This window comes from Aestuariibacter sp. A3R04 (assembly GCF_018860805.1).
GTDB lineage: Bacteria > Pseudomonadota > Gammaproteobacteria > Enterobacterales > Alteromonadaceae > Alteromonas.
Genome location: NZ_JAHKQR010000001.1, coordinates 438416 through 456044, shown reverse-complemented (window position 1 = coordinate 456044; position 17629 = coordinate 438416). Strand labels below are relative to the sequence as shown.

Annotated in this window: 14 protein-coding genes; 4 read left to right on the top strand and 10 right to left on the bottom strand. The window is 47.4% G+C overall.

Translation table 11 applies throughout. The annotated features are described in order from the left end of the window. Position 1: 1 nt before the first annotated feature. From KO518_RS01930 to KO518_RS01900, 7 genes are all read right to left on the bottom strand, one after another. Positions 2-2215: a heparinase II/III family protein gene (locus KO518_RS01930; RefSeq protein ID WP_216024113.1), complete on the bottom strand. Its 2214-nt coding sequence runs from the start codon at positions 2213-2215 to the stop codon at positions 2-4. A 4-nt stretch (positions 2216-2219) separates the two neighbouring features. Then, complete coding sequence (locus KO518_RS01925) at positions 2220-4466, bottom strand: polysaccharide lyase 6 family protein (protein ID WP_252735738.1); 2247 nt, start codon at positions 4464-4466, stop codon at positions 2220-2222. Positions 4467-4620: 154 nt separating this feature from the next. Further along, entirely contained in the window at positions 4621-5499 is an 879-nt protein-coding gene (locus tag KO518_RS01920) for an NAD(P)-dependent oxidoreductase (protein ID WP_216024111.1), read from the bottom strand. Positions 5500-6061: 562 nt separating this feature from the next. Further along, entirely contained in the window at positions 6062-7294 is a 1233-nt protein-coding gene (locus tag KO518_RS01915) for a response regulator (protein WP_216024110.1), read from the bottom strand. Positions 7295-7463: 169 nt separating this feature from the next. Then, positions 7464-8894: a TolC family protein gene (locus tag KO518_RS01910; protein ID WP_216024109.1), complete on the bottom strand. Its 1431-nt coding sequence runs from the start codon at positions 8892-8894 to the stop codon at positions 7464-7466. Further along, on the bottom strand, positions 8884-9921 hold the full coding sequence (locus tag KO518_RS01905) for an efflux RND transporter periplasmic adaptor subunit (protein WP_216024108.1): 1038 nt from the start codon (positions 9919-9921) through the stop codon (positions 8884-8886). Before KO518_RS01905 ends, KO518_RS01910 begins: the two co-directional genes overlap by 11 nt. After that, the gene (locus KO518_RS01900; protein ID WP_216024107.1) at positions 9911-11599 is read right to left on the bottom strand and encodes an ABC transporter transmembrane domain-containing protein; all 1689 of its coding nucleotides are present in this window, start codon (positions 11597-11599) and stop codon (positions 9911-9913) included. Before KO518_RS01900 ends, KO518_RS01905 begins: the two co-directional genes overlap by 11 nt. Before the next feature lie 101 nt (positions 11600-11700). Between KO518_RS01900 and KO518_RS01895 the strand changes: the two genes are divergently transcribed. Next, positions 11701-12600: a LysR family transcriptional regulator gene (locus KO518_RS01895; RefSeq protein WP_216024106.1), complete on the top strand. Its 900-nt coding sequence runs from the start codon at positions 11701-11703 to the stop codon at positions 12598-12600. A gap of 8 nt (positions 12601-12608) precedes the next feature. Here KO518_RS01895 and KO518_RS01890 read toward each other — a convergent pair whose 3' ends face one another. The 3 genes from KO518_RS01890 to KO518_RS01880 form a co-directional block, all read right to left on the bottom strand. Then, a complete protein-coding gene (locus KO518_RS01890) occupies positions 12609-13646 on the bottom strand; it encodes a 5'-methylthioadenosine/S-adenosylhomocysteine nucleosidase (RefSeq protein WP_216024105.1) in 1038 nt (345 codons plus the stop codon). Positions 13647-13790: 144 nt separating this feature from the next. Continuing rightward, positions 13791-14618 (bottom strand): DUF4198 domain-containing protein, encoded by an 828-nt coding sequence (locus tag KO518_RS01885; RefSeq protein ID WP_216024104.1) that lies wholly within the window; start codon positions 14616-14618, stop codon positions 13791-13793. Beyond that, positions 14618-15151 carry a DUF2271 domain-containing protein gene (locus KO518_RS01880; RefSeq protein WP_216024103.1) on the bottom strand — a complete coding sequence of 178 codons (534 nt, stop codon included), beginning with the start codon at positions 15149-15151 and terminating at the stop codon, positions 14618-14620. Before KO518_RS01880 ends, KO518_RS01885 begins: the two co-directional genes overlap by 1 nt. Positions 15152-15411: 260 nt before the next feature. On the opposite strand from KO518_RS01880, the gene KO518_RS01875 reads away from it, so the two are divergent. The 3 genes from KO518_RS01875 (at position 15412) to gpmA (ending at position 17621) form a co-directional block, all read left to right on the top strand. Further along, positions 15412-16293 carry a LysR family transcriptional regulator gene (locus KO518_RS01875; RefSeq protein WP_216024102.1) on the top strand — a complete coding sequence of 294 codons (882 nt, stop codon included), beginning with the start codon at positions 15412-15414 and terminating at the stop codon, positions 16291-16293. Between the two features lie 274 nt (positions 16294-16567). Next, positions 16568-16771 carry a hypothetical protein gene (locus KO518_RS01870; RefSeq protein ID WP_216024101.1) on the top strand — a complete coding sequence of 68 codons (204 nt, stop codon included), beginning with the start codon at positions 16568-16570 and terminating at the stop codon, positions 16769-16771. Between the two features lie 103 nt (positions 16772-16874). Beyond that, positions 16875-17621, top strand: a complete 747-nt coding sequence (gene gpmA, locus KO518_RS01865) for a 2,3-diphosphoglycerate-dependent phosphoglycerate mutase (RefSeq protein ID WP_216024100.1) — start codon at positions 16875-16877, stop codon at positions 17619-17621. The last annotated feature ends 8 nt before the right edge of the window (positions 17622-17629 follow it).

Genomic DNA, 17629 nt, shown 5'->3' with positions numbered 1-17629 from the left:
ATTACTCCTGATGACCATTTAACCCGAAAACACTCAACCTGTCGTGCGAAGTGAATCCTTGGTCCTGATATGAAAAGGTAACGGAATTAACGTGTTGTGCCCCGTTAATTGCAATTAGATAAGCCTTGCCGGCGATGTGCAGTTCCACCAGCGTGAGTTCATTTTGCCGACTGATTTTCAGGGCAGAAACGCGACTTTGCGCATTCAACGTATATTCCTTACCCGGGTTGTACTCACCATGTGGTTCCAGTACTGACACAAAGCGATGAGAAGACACGCCGGAAACACGACGGATAAAACCGTTTTCATTCCGTAAATTGAAATTTGGGTCGTTCGCTCCCACTTGGGTGAAGAGAAATGCCTCATCGCCATCCACCACACTGGTTTGCGTATAGAAACGGCCATTTAGCTCGTTTAACCATGTAACTTTAGCCAGCCCTGCTTGCGGCGTACTTTTGCCTTTGAGCCACAAATGCTGATATCCGTTTTGTGTACCAACAGCAGCTAGCTGAGAGGTATTGGCGTTTATCGCGAAATTAGTTTCAATAATTTGCCCTAAATAGTGCAGCGGCAAGTCTATTTGATGGTGACTTTTGCCTTCTACATCAAAAATGTCCAACGCAATAGATTGCCCCACTTCTGCTAAGTTGACTAACGCCACCGTGCGCTGTAATGACACCTTATTATAGGCTGTGTTGATATGCGCCTGTGCCACAGAACCTGTCTCACTGGTTGCAAAGAAATCAAGGGATGGTGCATTTGCGTTACCGGTTTCCACATTGCCGTTAAAGTGGCTGGTTTCATCAATAACTACAGTGTTGTGAGCAACGGTTTGCTTGGCGTAACTGGTGTTCTCAGGCAAGTAGCGTCCACCAAATTTGGCTTCCACGTTGAGGAAACGTGCTGCTCCATAATCTGACACAATTTCCTGGCCATGATCATAATATTGCCAAGTGAGCTTGTCGAAGTGTCCGTGACCGAGACCTTGTGATGCTGGCTTAAACAACAAGGCTTGCTCTCCACCAAGTTCTCCGCGCATGATAACCAAAGCACCCTCATCACCTTCTGCCCCGTCACCCAGCGCCATCGACTTATACTGATATGCCGTAGCCAGCCCTGCATCGAGGGCTTCTGCGACCTTAAGTCCATCGCCGGTAAGCAAAATATTGTCTTGCTTGTCAGCTATCTCCAACAACCCAGTTTCGCCTGTTCGCGCGTAGGCTACGGCAACGCCGTGAACCAATTCTATGGTATCGGTACCCTTGCTTTTTATGGCATCGTTAATCGGGAAGAACTTGCCGTTGTAACTCAGTTGAATAGTGGTGTCGATTGCTTTCATCAACACGCCATCGCGATAACCGAACACGTCCCTTTCTGGTTGATTATTTTCTATCGCTTTGGCAAATGTCACAAAAGGCAGAAGCGCAAAACGCTGATAATACGGCCCTTCATTGTAATAGCCATCCGGGGAAAACAACTTTTCCAACTGTTTTAGAAATCCACCCTGACCGGACTTTTCCAAGTCGTAAAGTGCAAATTCAACCCATTCGGGTTCGTTCATCACATACCCGGCCATGCCAACACCAGCAGTAGCCCATGTGCCGTGGTTATGCACTTTGTTGAAGGTGGAAGGCTGCCCCACAGAGAGGAATTGTGCTACAGGTTTTAGCAAGTCGCTTTCAATGGTTGCTTTTTCGTCCTCAGTCAAACCATTCATCACCATGTCATATGCTTGAATGGTATACACAAGCCACATGGCCTCATTCAGACTTTGCCAGAAAAACTTACCTGGATTTTGCGATTTAACTTTTCTTTTAGGATGAACGTCAAGACTAGGGTAAAGCTCGGCATAATCAAGCAGCATGTCGCGCACGAAATTCCGGTATTTTTGTTCGCCGCTGATTTGATAGAGCACTCCGGCCTGGTACATGTTTTGATAATTGCGCTTGTGCTGTTCGTGGGTATATCCCCCAGCACCATCTTTGGGAACAGGTACATCCATAGGTGCAGACAGCACTGCTTCGAAGCGCGCCTTGGCACTCTGATAGGCAGTTTGAAACCGGCCGGGTTTCGCCGTTGCCATCTGCATGGCTTTGACGTCTGTTTTCGTGATCACCAAATTCGGATGCTGTGCCGATGCACTCGTGGAAACCAGCACAACAGCGGTAACAAAAAACAGTTTTTTTAACGTTCTAACATTGAATAAACCGCCCATGGTACTACTCCTTCATCGCCGTCGTGAATTGGTTGCCATTAAGAGTAGCAGTATGGGGGCCATCTACCCGCAACTCTTCAATAGATGGTGCCGCAGTATCGATAAACTCGTTGTGACTAATCATGGTTTTTGGCTCACCCACTGTATGCTCCACAACCACTGGCGCTGAATATTCAAACGTATTTGAGGTTATATCCGTGACTTGAACACCGTGCAGATAGACCGCGGCTTTGCGTTTATTGCGCTTGCCTGTGCCGGTTTGCTTAACGGTATTTCCTTTGGCGATAAAGTGAGGTCCAAAAGTGCTCTCGTCAGTACCGCCGCGATAAAGGCTGACCACCGAACCTGCCACATCGCTAAATACGTTGTCGTCGAGGATTACATACTCGGCGTTGTACACGCCAAGATCTTCAATTTCCTTGTCGAGCACTAAAATATGGCCGGTTATATTGTTGAACTGATTGTCGGCCAAACGAATGACATCAGCGAATGCGCCTTTGCCCGTGACAAAGAAATCAAATGAATGATTAATATCGAGATCCGTAATCACCGAATTAGTCATTTCAAACCGATAATTTTCTATCATTCCCCATTTGCGGGTTCGCACTACACTGTTACCGGCGGCATCGGGACTGTCTTTTCCGGATATAACAAGCCCCGCGAGTTTTAAACTGCCGCCATTATCTATTTCAAACAGCGCCGTACGTTCAAAAGACAATGTGGTTGCCTGGGGCTCTCGGGCGCGAATGGTAAGTATTTTGTCGACGTTAAGGAGACGCGGGACGACGATTTCGCCTTTCTCCAACACGAGAATATCACCATTTTCTGCGTTGCTAATGGCGTCCACCAACGCTTGTGGTTCGGCGGCAACACTGTGTTGCTTACCAGAATCGAAAGCTATTATCGCAGGTACTTTGGGGTACCAAGGCACGCCAACTTCTGACTTATCTACAATTTTCAAGTCATCACTCACCCCGGCTTGAACCGTCGACGAAACAGGAAACAACAAGCCGTTGTCCCTGCGCGCCACATCGCTTTTTAGAGGGGCAAAGCCCGCTGCCAACTCGGGCAGTACCTGTTGATTTGCTATGTTACCTTCAAACCGAATTCCGCTTACATCATCGAATACAGTGAAGGGTTGTTGTTCGTCGTTTACGATCAGGTTGTTGTTCATGATACTGTTAATGGGCACGGCACTTCGCTCTGCATCGCTGCCGGCGGCAAGCTGAATGTGATGTACATTAACCAGTGTATTGTGTTCAATAACAGCATTGTCTACCTGGTGGTACCGATTAATGGACGAATTCGGTACACCATTCATCACAGTAAAGCCACTGCCAAATCGATACCCCGTCAACCCTTCCAGGTAGTTGTTGCGGATCACCTGATCTTTATTGATAACCCGGATGCCCCCGGTGTGATCGACGTTATTACCTAAAAAGACGTTGTTCTCAACAACATTGCCGTTCCCGTGCCTAAGTGTAAGCGTACCCCGAGCCTCCAAAAACAGGTTGTTAGCCAAGGTGTTCTTGCCGGATTTTACAGAAATGATTTCCACTTCACCGTTGGTGTTGTCGAATACGTTATGATCGACCCTGGTAAAGGAATTTGTCAGTGAATAATGACTGGTTCCGATGCGTAGCGTTTCACCGCCGTTAGAACCAAAAACAGGGCGATAACCGAAATAGTTGTGGTCGATGCGATGGTAATTTTCCTGACTGTCTTCGCTGTTCAGACGCACCGCAACAGTGACCCCTTTATTTCGCTTTCCTACCAGGTGATTGTGATCGAAGCGATTGTGCTTACCATACATCGCCACCCAGTAATCTGATTCTTGCTTATCCGGGTTGTTGTAATTGTCGATAACCACTTGAGAAACTCTGGAGTGATAAGCCAGTTCATCTTTGTTACGTCTAAATTCGATGACTGCGCTACTTGGCGTATAACCGTTTTTAAAGACTAAGCCGGAAACGTGTAAATACTTCCCCGCCAGTCTCAGATTTGACTCACCGGAAAGGATAACGCGACCTTTGGTCTCGGCGGTGAGAGTAATAGGGTTTTGCTGATTGCCAGAGCCGGTAAACAGTATTTCAAAATCGTTCCAGACACCGTTTTTTAACACCAGGGTGTCACCTGGCTGGAGTTGTACTACAGCGTCGTTGTATTCTGCTGGAGTCTTAACCAGATAAGTCTCTGCCATTACCGAAAATGACATGAAAAAACAGATAATAGTCAGGCAAGGTTTTATCATTGTAAATTCCATCGCTCACACATTTGGTGTGGGCTGAATCACTGTGTACCGCCTCAATCACAGTGATTCAGCAAGTTCGTAGGGTACTACGAGATAGCCTCTGCTATTGTTATTGTTCAGAGACAAGTGAAATCAACGCGTTACGCGTTGACCATTACTTTTCAAGCTTCAGAAAATAATCGTAAATTTCAGGTACGTTTCCACGTCCCATTCCCGCATCAAAAGCAGCCTGCAAATTAGCTGAAGAACCTTCTGCAATTTTCGACTCTGTACCGAGGTCATTTACCATCTGTAAGAAATAGCCTAAATCTTTGTTGGCATTGGCAATAGAGAAACCCAAATCACTTACGTTATCTACTGCGTAGTTTTTACAGAATTGCATAAATGGCGAGCTCGACGGACCTGTGGACATGATGTCAAACAACTGTTGTCTGTCTACACCGGCTTTCTCTGCCACGGCGAAAGCCTGAGACATGGCGCATACCGTTGTCATACCCATGAAGTTGTTAATGAGCTTGGTAGTATGGCCGGCTCCCAACGCGCCAAGATAAAACACATTCTCACCCTGATCTTCCAATACAGGCTTCACTTTGTTGAATGTGGCTTCGTCGCCAGAGGCCATGATGTTTAACAGGCCATCTTTGGCGTGGGCAGGTGTGCGACCGAGAGGCGCGTCAATCATACCGGCACCTTTGGCTGCCAAGTCAGCACCAATTTTACGGGTGGATGCAGGAATAGACGTACCGAAATCAATGAGTACAGCCCCTTCCTTAATACCCGCTAAAATACCGTCTTCAGCGTATACGACCTTTTCTACAATATCAGAGGTGGTCAAACAGAGCATGACGATATCCACTGACGCCGCGAGGGATTTCGCAGAATCAGCTGTTTTTGCTCCGCGATCTACACAGGCTGCCACTGCGTCCGGATTTAAATCCATAACGTAAAGTTCGTAGCCCTTTTTCTGCAGGTTTTCCACCATATTGCCACCCATCAGCCCCAGGCCGATGAATCCAATGACGGGTTTAGCCATGACGTTCTCCTAAATAATTGCTTTGAGCGTGTGTGAATTTGTAACCTCACCTCAAAAAATAGAAGTGGTATACCTACGGGTTCTTCGACACACACTACGTGATTAACTATGACAGCCCAACAGGGGCAACCACAAAACTTACCAAAACAATATTTTAGACCAACCAATTTGTCAACCAATTAATGTTAAATAATTTAACATCGCGCGCCAATTATTGGTCACCACATGCTTAAAAAAAGTCAGCAAGGAAGCTTAAAACATTGATAAATATATTAATGAGAGCGATATTTAACTCCTATCGTTGGAGAGAATATAGCCGTAATATCGAAACCATAGACTCGTCGAACTAAAAAGCAACCAACCAAATTGGTTACCCAATTAGCCAACCAGACTACCTGCATTTTTGATAAAAAAAGTGAGAATGAGGGTGTTTCAGAGGAATGCGATATTGTGTTACAGGCTAGCGCAACGCTTCAGGCCGTTAGCCTGTAAATGGGTAACGCTAGCAGTAATCGATGTCGCCGCATCACTCGCTTTACGACGGCGTTGAGCTTGTAGTTTGTTATTCCTGCTCGATAATTTGATCTTTACCTGTGTGCTTTGCCCGATACAAGCGGGCATCTGCTTTTTCGACCATCTGTTCCAAATTGTCCATGTCATCCGCACACACACCTATGCTGCAGGTAATGGGTAGTCGGTATTCAGTAAATTCAAATTCGCGGACTTGATTTAAAAAGCAATTCAGACTGTCGATCACGTCTTCGTAATTGCGTTCTGAGACTACCGTAAACTCTTCACCGCCGTACCGCGCAGTAAGATCAGCACCGAAAAAGTCTTGCATGAGACTGGCAAACTCCTGTAACAAATGGTCGCCAATCCTGTGGCCGTAAGTATCATTAACCGGTTTAAAATTGTCGATGTCTATCATGGCCACCGTAATACTGTTTTGCCGACTCAGGCATTTACACATTTGTGTGCCTCGTTCAAACAGATAACGACGGTTATACATTTTGGTCAGTGAATCGAGGTTAGCAGCATCGCGAATAGTCATAAGCATTTCTTGCGCTTCAAGGTTCTGCAATACCCGACAGAAAAACTCTTCGTGATAGAAGGGCTTGCTCAAAAAGTCGTTGGCGCCGCTCTTAATAAATTTGGCAGATAGTACGCTGTTTCCATTGGCTGACAAACCGATGAACACCAGATCCTGAAACCCTTTCTCCTGCCGAATGGCCTTGACCAATTCGAAACCATCCATGTTGGGCATCATGTAGTCGGAAATAACCATCTTAATATCGGGATGTTGACTTAATACGCTCAGTGCCTGAACGCCGTCATAGGCAGACAGCACCTGAAATCGAAACCGTTTTAGAAAACTGACCAGATACGCATGACTTGTTTGTGAGTCATCCACCACCAGCACTTTAGTCGTGAGGTTTTTTCTCAGGCGGTCAATGAGCTTAATAACCTGCATATAAGAATAGCGGGATTCTTTGGTGATGTAATCCAGTACCCCTTTATCGATAAGTGCAGAGCGCAAATTTTCATCGAAATTTCCCGTCAGAACCGCGGTGGGAATATCATGAGCCAAGGTTAAATCAACAATTTCACCCCGTGGCGCGTCAGGTAAGTTTAAATCGACAATGGCTGCTAGGTAGGTCTCTCCACTTTGCAGTTTTTGTTTTGCTTCAGCGTAATCCGAACACAATACGCTGTGAAAATGCGGGTTGTCTTCAACCAGCTTGTTGATAATCTTCCTGACAATCTGGCTGTCTTCAACCACAAGAATGTTAAACATAACCGTTAGCTTTTTTTCTGGTTTACTCTATTGTCTGATCATATCGAAAAAGCACAGACAGTGCTTGCTAAAACGGTAAAAAGTAACCTGTTATGCAAATCAGTGTGTCAATAGCAACCAGAAGTATACACAACCTCATAGGTCTATATTTTACACCCCAAACGGAAAATCAACCTTTAAAGTAAGTACTTACTTCACCAGCGGAAAATACCACTTCCAAAGACGCTCGCAATACATCGATATGCGCCTTCACTGCACTTAGCCGGCTGTTAATGGCACTCGCTTCTCTGCTGTTGAGCATAAACAGATCACTGGCACCTATATTAAACCGCTTTTTCTCCTGCTCAAACAACGACTCGGCCAGCTGCGCTTGTTTGTCTTGCATACTCGCTATCTGCTTGTTGTAATGCCAGTTGCGCGATGCTATTGCCAGGTCGCGCTCCAAAGCCTCTTCTACAGCTTGATATCTATACCTGAGAGCATTTACTTTCTGCGCGGCGCTTCCCAGCTCTGCTTTGGCTTGCCGCCGTCCCAGAGGCATAGAAAACTGCAAGCCAATTTGTGTTTCCGTTTGCTGAAGACTTTTCGGCCCACGGCCCAAATCCCGGGCTAGTTTAGCTTCAATATTCAGAGCAGGTAGTAGCGTATTTTCCGCCAACACCACTTTATTTTCCGCCAGCCGCTGCTTAAAACGCATTTCCTTGAGAAGGGGGTGAGCTTGCAGTGTTCTGTGAAAATCCTGTATGGCTCCCTCGTCGATCCCCCAAGGCCATTGGATATCACTGGGCACCGACGCCAACGTCTCAATTTCTACAGGCTCAAATTGCCTGTTTCTCAGATAAAAACTCAGTTTTAAACGCGACTGTTCAGCTTTTTGTTTGGCAGCCTGCAGGGCTAGCTCACGCCCCATAACCGTGGCGTCAAATTCGGTTAGCGCAATGGCTGCCAGATCACCGGCATCCACCCGTGTGGCAATGGCTTTTCGACGATTGCGAGTAGTGGTGACTAAAGACTCATACACACTCAGCGCCAGATGCGCTTCATACCAGGCTAAATACGTCATCATACCGTTGTAGTAAAGCTGATTTCGAATTGCTTCCTGCGTAGCCTGCCATTCGTTCAGACTTATTTCGGCGTCGGAAATGGCCATGCGCTTTTTATCGATGTTTCGGTCTCGCAGCAGTGACATGCCTATACCCAAACTGGCTTCCCCCCCGGAAAGTGAGTCATATTCCGCTTCATACACGGGAAAGCGCCCGTCTGCATAGCGGTATTCAGCTTTTAGCTTCGCGTTGCCAAAAGGCAAGGGTTTCACAACCCGTTGTGTCAGCATGAAGCCATCGTAGTACCCACTTGCCCTTACCATGCTGTCTTGTTCTAGCTGTACGTCAAATGCAGCAGAGGCTGCATCTCGGGCAAACTGGCGCTGAAAACCCTCTGCTTCCAGTTCCATAATTTTTGGATGGTGAGCAGATAGCGATGCCATTAGTTCATTTATCGTCGGGGCACTTGCCAACGCACAGCCCCCGATGCACCAATTCAGCAAACACACGAGGCGCAAGACGCCCATGGCCCACTCCATTTTTCGGCTATTTTCCATTATTCCCCCACTGCGCGGCCGCGTTTGGGTTCTCTGGGGGGAAATTATTCAATTGACGCCACAGCTCATATCCAAGTTTAACTTCTTCCAGTAAAATCCAGGCTTTTACCCGACTGTCCAGCCTTACCACAGAATCATCCGGCCAGGGTTTATCTTCAGAGTCGGGTTTTATCCACGCGCTAAACTGCCCAGTATGAGTTGCTACCGGGTCAACCGCGACAACTTCACCACCAAATGTTCCTACCGATGATCCCGGCCAACCGCTGAACTGAAAAATAGGCCACCCTTCAAATTGCAATCGCACCTTTCTCCCTGGTGTCACAAGAGGAGCATCCAACCCACCAACGGAAACGCGAACCATACGCTCGACGCCATCGGGTACAAACCAGGCAAGAACATCCCCTGATTTCACCAGGGTAGATGTTCCACCGGATTGCAACCGTGTTACCGTACCGTTTTGCGGGGCAAATTTAGTTTGCGTGGATTGGCGCGCCAACGACATGCTTACGGTGTTCTTGTCTTCTTCAGTTTTAGCCACTGTGGCAAGACGCTCCTGCAGGCTAATTTGTGCAGCTTCGATATCCCGTGGCGAAACCAACCCTTCTGCCAGTAGTATTTTCTGACGTGCGAGGTTGTTCCTGGCATTCTCCACCGCCAGTCTATTCGCTTGCAACCTGGCATCAGCAGCATTGAGCTGTGCGTTAAGTTTTTCCACCAGACCGGCATCAGTGTCTATTAGTGTAACTAAAGGGTCGCCTTTCTTTACGCTTTGCCCCTCGTTTACATGCCATCGCTTGATCTGTCCAGGAACCAGTGCGGAGATAGGCTGCGCCCTGTCAGCGGGGTTCAGTGTACTCACCACACCTGACGCCTGGGCAGTTTGCTGCCATGGAACGAAATACAACATCAAACTGGCAACCACCATAAACGCCACCAGCATAAGCGCTAGCACCCGGTACCATTTGGGAATCCCAATTGAGGCAAGGGTGACCATTCGGTTCATAAATACGTTCTGATCAAAGGTCATGACCATCTCCCTGGCTCGCTGTGAATGCGTCGTGTTGATGCACCACCGCGTGGTCGTGCAGGGCAATAGTGGCTTGGAAATAGTCGGGCTGAACCGCGCTGGTAAAGTAAAGCACAGTGAATTCTGCCTGCTCCAGATAGCGCAATAGCTGCTGTCGCAAGGGCAGCGGGATAGCATCAAAATGCTGATTTAGCACTACCACACAAGGCGAAGACAAGACCGCAGCGGCCAACTTAAGCAATAAGAACGCCATAGGCTGCAGAGGATTCCCCAGTGAGCTTAACCGAGTATCCATACCCTCGTCCAATTGCTTTATAATGGCGGACAACTGAAGATCACTGAGTACCTTCCACATCTCTCCTTCGGTGGCAGATGGCGCAGCCATACGCAAATACTCGCGAACGGAACACTCCACAATTAACGAACGGTCAACCACGGCAATCGCTTGTCGCAAAGCATAGGTATGGTAGTCTGCCAGTGACAGTGCTCCCAGTTGTATCCAGCCGTGTTTGGGCTTTTCATAACACTTTAATAAGTGAATAACGTCACGCTGTAACCAGCTTCGGTCGGTGGTGACAAAATATTTACCGGCACACTGCAGCGCCACGTGAAGCGTGCTGTGTTCCTTTCGGAAATGCAATTCCACATCGTGAAAGTGCAATTGACTGTTTTGCGGAATAGGTTTGTCAGCAGATACCACCTCTTCCTGCGGCATATACAAGGCAGACCCCATTTTTTCAGCAGCACCATACAATTCGTAATAGAGCTTTAAATATTGGCTAAAACGGGAGATGCCAAAGAAAACCACTGACATAATAAGTTCCGCCGCCACTAGTTGTCCCACTGACAGTTGCCCCTGAACCACTAACCAGCCGCCCAACCCCAATAATGCAGCACTTGCCAGTGCATACAACATAAGGTACGACACGGTTTGACTAAATGTGTACCGGAAATGCCCCGCGTGTTGTTTTGTGTAGTTGCCGATGAGGGCTTCTGTTTGCCCAGCCGCATAACGCAAGTGCTGGCTGGATTTAAAAAATGTATGGGCAGAGGAAATGTCCTGCAACCATTTCGCAGTGTCGTATTTCGCATGGGATAACAAAATAGCTGTACGTTTGGCTTGGTTTGCCCACAGCCGCCAGACCAGGTAAACCAGAGCCAATACAATAGCATTAAAGGCAAACAGCAAAGGGTGATAAAACGACACTAGGGTGAACCCCACTAGCATCTGTAATATCAAGGCGAAACCATCAATCATTATAGAAGGAATATTCTTCTGCAATGTCATGATTTCAAAATATCTTTGAGTAATCGCTGCGTTCTGCCGTCCTTCGAAAAATGCGTGGGGCGCTTGAATGGTCCGCAGACTGAGGCTCGCGGTAAGTCGCGCGTAAATGCGACGCTCGTAGTACTCCATAACCCGGGTCCGCAGGGCCGCAAATATGCCTGAAAACACCAGAGTGGCCAAAAGAATACCGGCCAATAGCAATACGGATCGCGTGGATGCAATATTCACTACCGTGTTGATAAGGGTTTGAACGGCTATCGGTACCGCCAGTGTAAGCAGACCAATGCCCATGCTGTACACGATCACTACCGTAAAAAAACCGGTTTCGGGCCTGAGAATATCGAACAGCAGTTTTTTGGTCTTTCTGAGATTGATCGGTTTAGCAGCCATGATTAAAACAAGTCCATAAGTCTTTCAGATAGAGTACTCTATCCGTAAATAAGAAAATATCTGTTATATTCTTAAAATATCTTCGGAAAATCCTGATTAGTATGCAACAACTCAACTACCATCAATTGTATTATTTTTATATGACAGCCAAAGAGGGCACCGTAGCTCGTGCGGCAGAGCGACTTCACGTCACTTCTCAAACGGTAAGCGGTCAAATAGCAACTCTAGAAGATACGCTGGGTTTTCGCCTCTTTATACGGCAAAAAAAGCGTTTAGTACTCACTGGCAAAGGCAGAATGGTACTGGAATACGCAGAAAAAATTTTTGACGCTGGCCATCATCTGATGTCCGCGCTACAAAACAATTTTTCAGGCCGCATCGATAAAATCACGTTGGGTATTACTGACGCTATACCAAAAGTACTGGCCTACGATTTTGTGGCACCGGTGATGAAGCGAGCTGCTGAAACCCGTTTTGTGTTTGTTGAAGGGGGCTTTGACGAATTGCTGGGGGAGTTAGCAGTCAATCATATCGATGTCATTTTGGCTGATCATGGCCTGCCGCCGGGAAGCCAGATAAAAGCCAATGAAACTGTTCTGGGTACCTCGGCAGTGAGCTTTTTCTCCGCTGCAGACAACCATGCATACCTTGCCGAGCACTTTCCACAAAGTCTCAACGGTGAGCGCTTTCTCATGCCTGGTGTGCACTCAGGGTTGAACATTGGCTTGTCGTCCTGGTTCCAGAGTGAGCACATTCACCCTACCCTGATCGCTGAGTTTGACGACAGTGCATTACTCAAACTTTTTGGCAGCGAAGGGCATGGTATTTTTTGTGCCCCCAGCTGTATTGCCCGCCATGTAGAAACCCAATATCAAGTTAGGCAGATTGGCGCCGCCGACGTCATTCGCGAGCAATTTTACGCAATCACTCCGCGGGCTTTATCCGGGCACGCTTTGATCACTGCCATTTGCGACAATGCCCAAAGGCTGCTGACAGGGTAGCCTGACGACTACCTGTCAGCTTTTGCCAGTGCATCAAGCACAGCAAAGAGTACATTTGCACCTACTCTGGACACTTCCTGATCATAAATGTGCTCAACGTTAATACCTTCCTGCCCTCCCGCAAGGTCGCTAATAGCCCGAATAATGATCCAGTCAACGTCATTGATGGTGCACACTTGTCCCACAGCGGCCGATTCCATTTCCGTCACCTCTGCATTAAAAACATCGCGAGTCCACTTGCGATATTCCCGGTTATCGAGAAATACAGAACCTGTAACGCCATTTCCCCCCACTGTCAGTCGGGCCTTTCGTTTCGACAGTATCATCTGCTCGGGCATGGCTATGATGGCGTCTCGGGCAGCATCAAGGAGCCGGGGCGTGGCTGAAAAATATGCCGTATCCTGGGGTTTATCCATACCGTCTTTGATAATGAGTACTTCGTCCGGGTGAATAAACGAGAAGTTTTTGTACTTGGGTACGTGGGGATCTACCTTACGTCTCTCTGCTTGCTCACTGAGAAAACGGGCATAGTACTCAGGCAGGATAAATTCACCCTCACTGTTTGGGTCAGGGTTGGTGTAAACACTTTCATCGTGATAATACCAACGCTCGGGTATGATCACGTCGCCAGGTTCCCAGATGGGGTTTACAGCACCGGCAATGCCCATATAGACTACCTGCTTCACCGGAAAGTAATCGAAAGCCATCTGCATGGTCAGTGCGGCATTAGCGATACTCATCCCCGTAGCAAAAATCAATACGGGTTCGTCGTGATAAGTGCCCAATCGATAAGTTACCCCTTTAAACTGCACAACACTATCAATTCGCGCAGCAGGGTCGGCGTTTATGCGCCCGAGAATGCCTTTCATCTCCGGTTCATAAGCCACCACAACAGCAGTATACCCAGGTTGGGTAAATGTTTTTGGCCCAAACGGCTCAGCAGTAACCTCACTTTGTATGTCATTATTCACGGCGCAGGCTGTTACGCCCACAACAATTAGACAAAGCACAATTCCCCGTGCCCAGGTTGCAAAATGGTTTTTCATTGTTGGAATACAGAAATAGTTGAATAAAAACACTTTACCAGCTTTTTTTTAGCTGATGTAGACAATGCGTGTATTGAGGAGAGAATGTTATAAAAGTAGGCACAGACGACAGGTACCGACCTACCGTCTGTTCCCCATAGGTATTTAGTTGGGAAGGACTTCCATCACCAAAACGAAAGAGCCGCGACGTTTCTGCGCCGGTGCTTTAGCTTTGTCATCTTCGTATTCCGCTTCCAGCCAATACATGCCTGGCTCGTCGAAAGTAACGGCAATTTTCCCGTCTGCGTTGGTGGTGAGCGTCATTGAATCATCAACGTCACGGTACTTTTCACCCTCGCGCACAATGGTAACACTGGCGTTAGCCGCCTTTTCACCGTGTATGAGAAAACCGAAAGTTACCTCTTCGCCCGTGTATAAATCGTTAGGGTGTGTCTCGCCGTCCAGTTCAAGCCCTTTCCCACTTGGTTTAATACTTTCTTCAGACGGCGCCCCTGAAGTCACAAACACATCAACCCTGCGTGAAGAATCAATAACCTGTAAGCCGTCAGCTTTTTTGGGAACTTCTGCGTGAAATTCTTCAACGGTGCCAGTTCTTCCGCGGCCCGGCCACATTTTGCGCTTGCCGTTTTCATCTTTCCAAACAGCCATCAGCGTTTGCGACGCCAATTCAACTCGATACGTCCCTTCTTCCTTTAAGTTGATGTCGAACACGCTTCTGTACCGCAATTTCTGTGCGTGTTGTTTTTCTACCTCGTTTCCAGAAGGAGAGGTAACCCGGATAGCGTCTGTGGACAAAGCAAAATGATCGGGGAAGAAAATGCCGTTTGCAACTGCGGCATCAAAACTGATCCATTCGTCGTCGCCGGATACAATCGTCGTAGTGGGTTTAACCCAGATCCTGTGTGCCATAGCAGGGGCGGCGGCCAGAGAAAGGGCTAGTACACCCGTTGTGAAAAGACGCGATAACTTCATTATTTTGGCTCCAGTGATAATTTGATAGACGCAAGTTCTTGATTTCCCTTAACCTGCTGCGTTTGAGAAGATGAAATGGGTAACGTAACCGGTACGCTGAGAACTTCCCGGCCGCCAAGTTCTCGGGCGGCTTCTACGTACAGGGTATAGCTGCCTGCCGCAATCCCCTCGAATTGGCCTTCAAGGTTAATTTTGTGCTCTCCGGGACGACGAGTAGCGCCACTGACCCCATCGATGGGCATTTCAGCACTGCGACCGCTGCGACGCCACCACAGGCGCATATCTTTGAGCCACTTTTCTCCTTTGCCGTTTTCCATATTGATGTCATACCATACGGCGAGATCTTTCACCCTCTTCTCTTTGCTGTCAGCCAACCACACAGCCACATAGGGTGCGTGATATTCGGCCACAGACAAGCGGGGCAAGGTTACAGTGACTTCATCAGCACTGGTTACCGAGGGCAATATAGAAAGCATGCCTGCGCACAAAGCCGCACAAACCGCCCTGGTTTTGAAGGAGAAAACAGACTCCATTACTAACACTCCTTTATGGATAGATGTCGATACGTCATATTGGCGAAGCTATACACAACGAACCAATCTCATACTTGTCTGTTGTGTAACGTTAACCTGTTTTCCATCCACCTTTATCGAAGAAACCTCGACAAGGTAATGGATCATTTGTAAGTTAATTAACTGCGCCCGCACAAATGAGAATAATTTTTATTTATGTTAATCTGAGTAGGCGATATTCTCAACTATTTTATGGACCGTAAAGGAAAATACTGCGATCAATGAATATTAAACTGCTTCGATCTTTGCAGGTTTTTGTGGAAGTTGCCAATACCAACAATATGAGCACAGCAGCTAAAAATCTTCATATGACGGTATCTGCGATCAGTCAGCAATTGCGCAAGCTGGAGCAGGAAATGGGAATGAGCTTGTTCAACCGGAATACGCGACATATCAGTCTTACCGAGGCAGGACAAATTTACTACCAGAGCAGTATTGAGCTCATTAGTGTCGCTGAACGGGCTCATCAGAGAATAGAGCAGCTACAGGAAACGCCGTCGGGAAAATTAAAAATCATTGCCCCTGAAGGCTTCGGTGGCGGGTTGTTGAGCAATCCAATTGACGAACTTCTCAGTGCCTTTCCTAAAATTTCTGTGTCACTCATACTGACTGACGAACCCTATGATGTCATCGCTTCCGGTGCAGATTTAGCAATAACGTTAGAAGCACTATCCGACGTAAACTTAAATTGTCAGAAATTGGCCTCGTGGCAGTTGCTCTTGTGTGCGGCAGGCACTCATCCACTGGCCCGCATACTACCGGATTCACCTGAAGCCCTGCGTGCCCACTGTCATATTGGGCACAGTGAACTCGACACCTTCGCTCTCAGGCACGAAAGTCACACCCACCTTTTGGATTACCCACGTCTGCAGGTAAACTCAATGCAGGCACTCATTCAATTAACCCGAGACGGACTCGGTTTTGCGGTATTGCCTGAGCCGGAAATTCGGCAGCAATTAGCTCGCGGAGAACTCGTCCACATATTGCCTCATTGGCGAGTTCCTGACTATCAGGTTTATGCAGTATCGCCTAAACACGATGCAGTACCCGTTAAAACACAAGCAGCAGTAGACTGCCTAAAGGCTGCATTTAGCCGTATTTAAATACCAGTTAACTGCCAGCGACACTGGCTTATACTTTTGCGGATGCTAAAATAGCTTTCTTCACCAATGCAGAGGTCCTTGTTCCCCTAACTCTATAGTGATAGTGTTTACTCACTTCAAGAGATGTTTCATCACTGTGAGATAGCGTCTTTCTAGATTTTTTCGGTTTTCTCGATATTTTAATAGTATCTAAACACATAGTTAACTCCACATCGTTACTCATCGCTACCACCAGATTCTGATACGTCATTTATCACGCTAACTAGTGAGCGGTATGCCATCCGTAACTGCCGCTCTGCCTGCCAGTCATATTTTTGACGAATACCGGGAATTGTCTATATTCACCCGCAATCTGTCATTGTTTAGCAGAATACGGGCCAAGTTCGATCCCATGCTCTCAAATCGTCAACGACGCAATAAAACCCCCTACAGTTCAATAAGATCTGGTATTAGCTGTTGTGACAAACTGGATTTTTGATAGCGAATAAAGGATGATAGCGGCAATTTCTGATGTAAAAATGGCATAGCACTGTGTATGCCTTTCCTTTTTCATTTCAACACCAAGTCTTAGGGAACCTATAATGTATAAATTGGTACTTATCCGACACGGCGAAAGTCAGTGGAACCTGGAAAATCGCTTCACCGGCTGGCACGATGTGGATTTGACGGACACTGGCGTAGCCCAGGCGCAAAATGCCGGTAAGCTGATGAAAGACGCAGGCTTTGAGTTTGATATAGCGTACACCTCCGTGCTATTGAGGGCCATTAAAACACTTAATATCGCCTTGGAAGAAATGGGTCAACACTACTTGCCTGTTGAACGCCACTGGCGATTAAATGAGCGTCATTACGGTGCACTAACCGGCTTGGACAAGGCCGAAACAGCGGCGAAGCACGGTGAAGATCAAGTAAAAATCTGGCGCCGTAGTTTTGATGTACCACCGCCGCTAGTTGACGAAAGCAGTGAACATTTCCCTGGTCACGATCGTCGTTACAACCATGTAGATCCATCTATCCTGCCTCGCGCTGAAAGTTTGGCGTTGACGATCGAACGTGTTTTACCTTACTGGCATGACGTCATTCGTCCGTCGATCCAAAACGGGCAACGGGTGGTTATCGCAGCCCACGGTAACAGCTTACGCGCCTTGGTTAAGTACTTAGATGGCATGTCTGAAGAAGAAGTACTTGAGCTGAACATTCCCACCGGCGTTCCATTGGTTTATGAACTGGACAAGAACCTCAGACCCATTTCAAAAGAGTACCTTGGCGACCCGGAAGCCATAAAAGCTATGATGGATGCCGTTGCAAAGCAAGGCAAGGCTAAGTAATCCCCCAA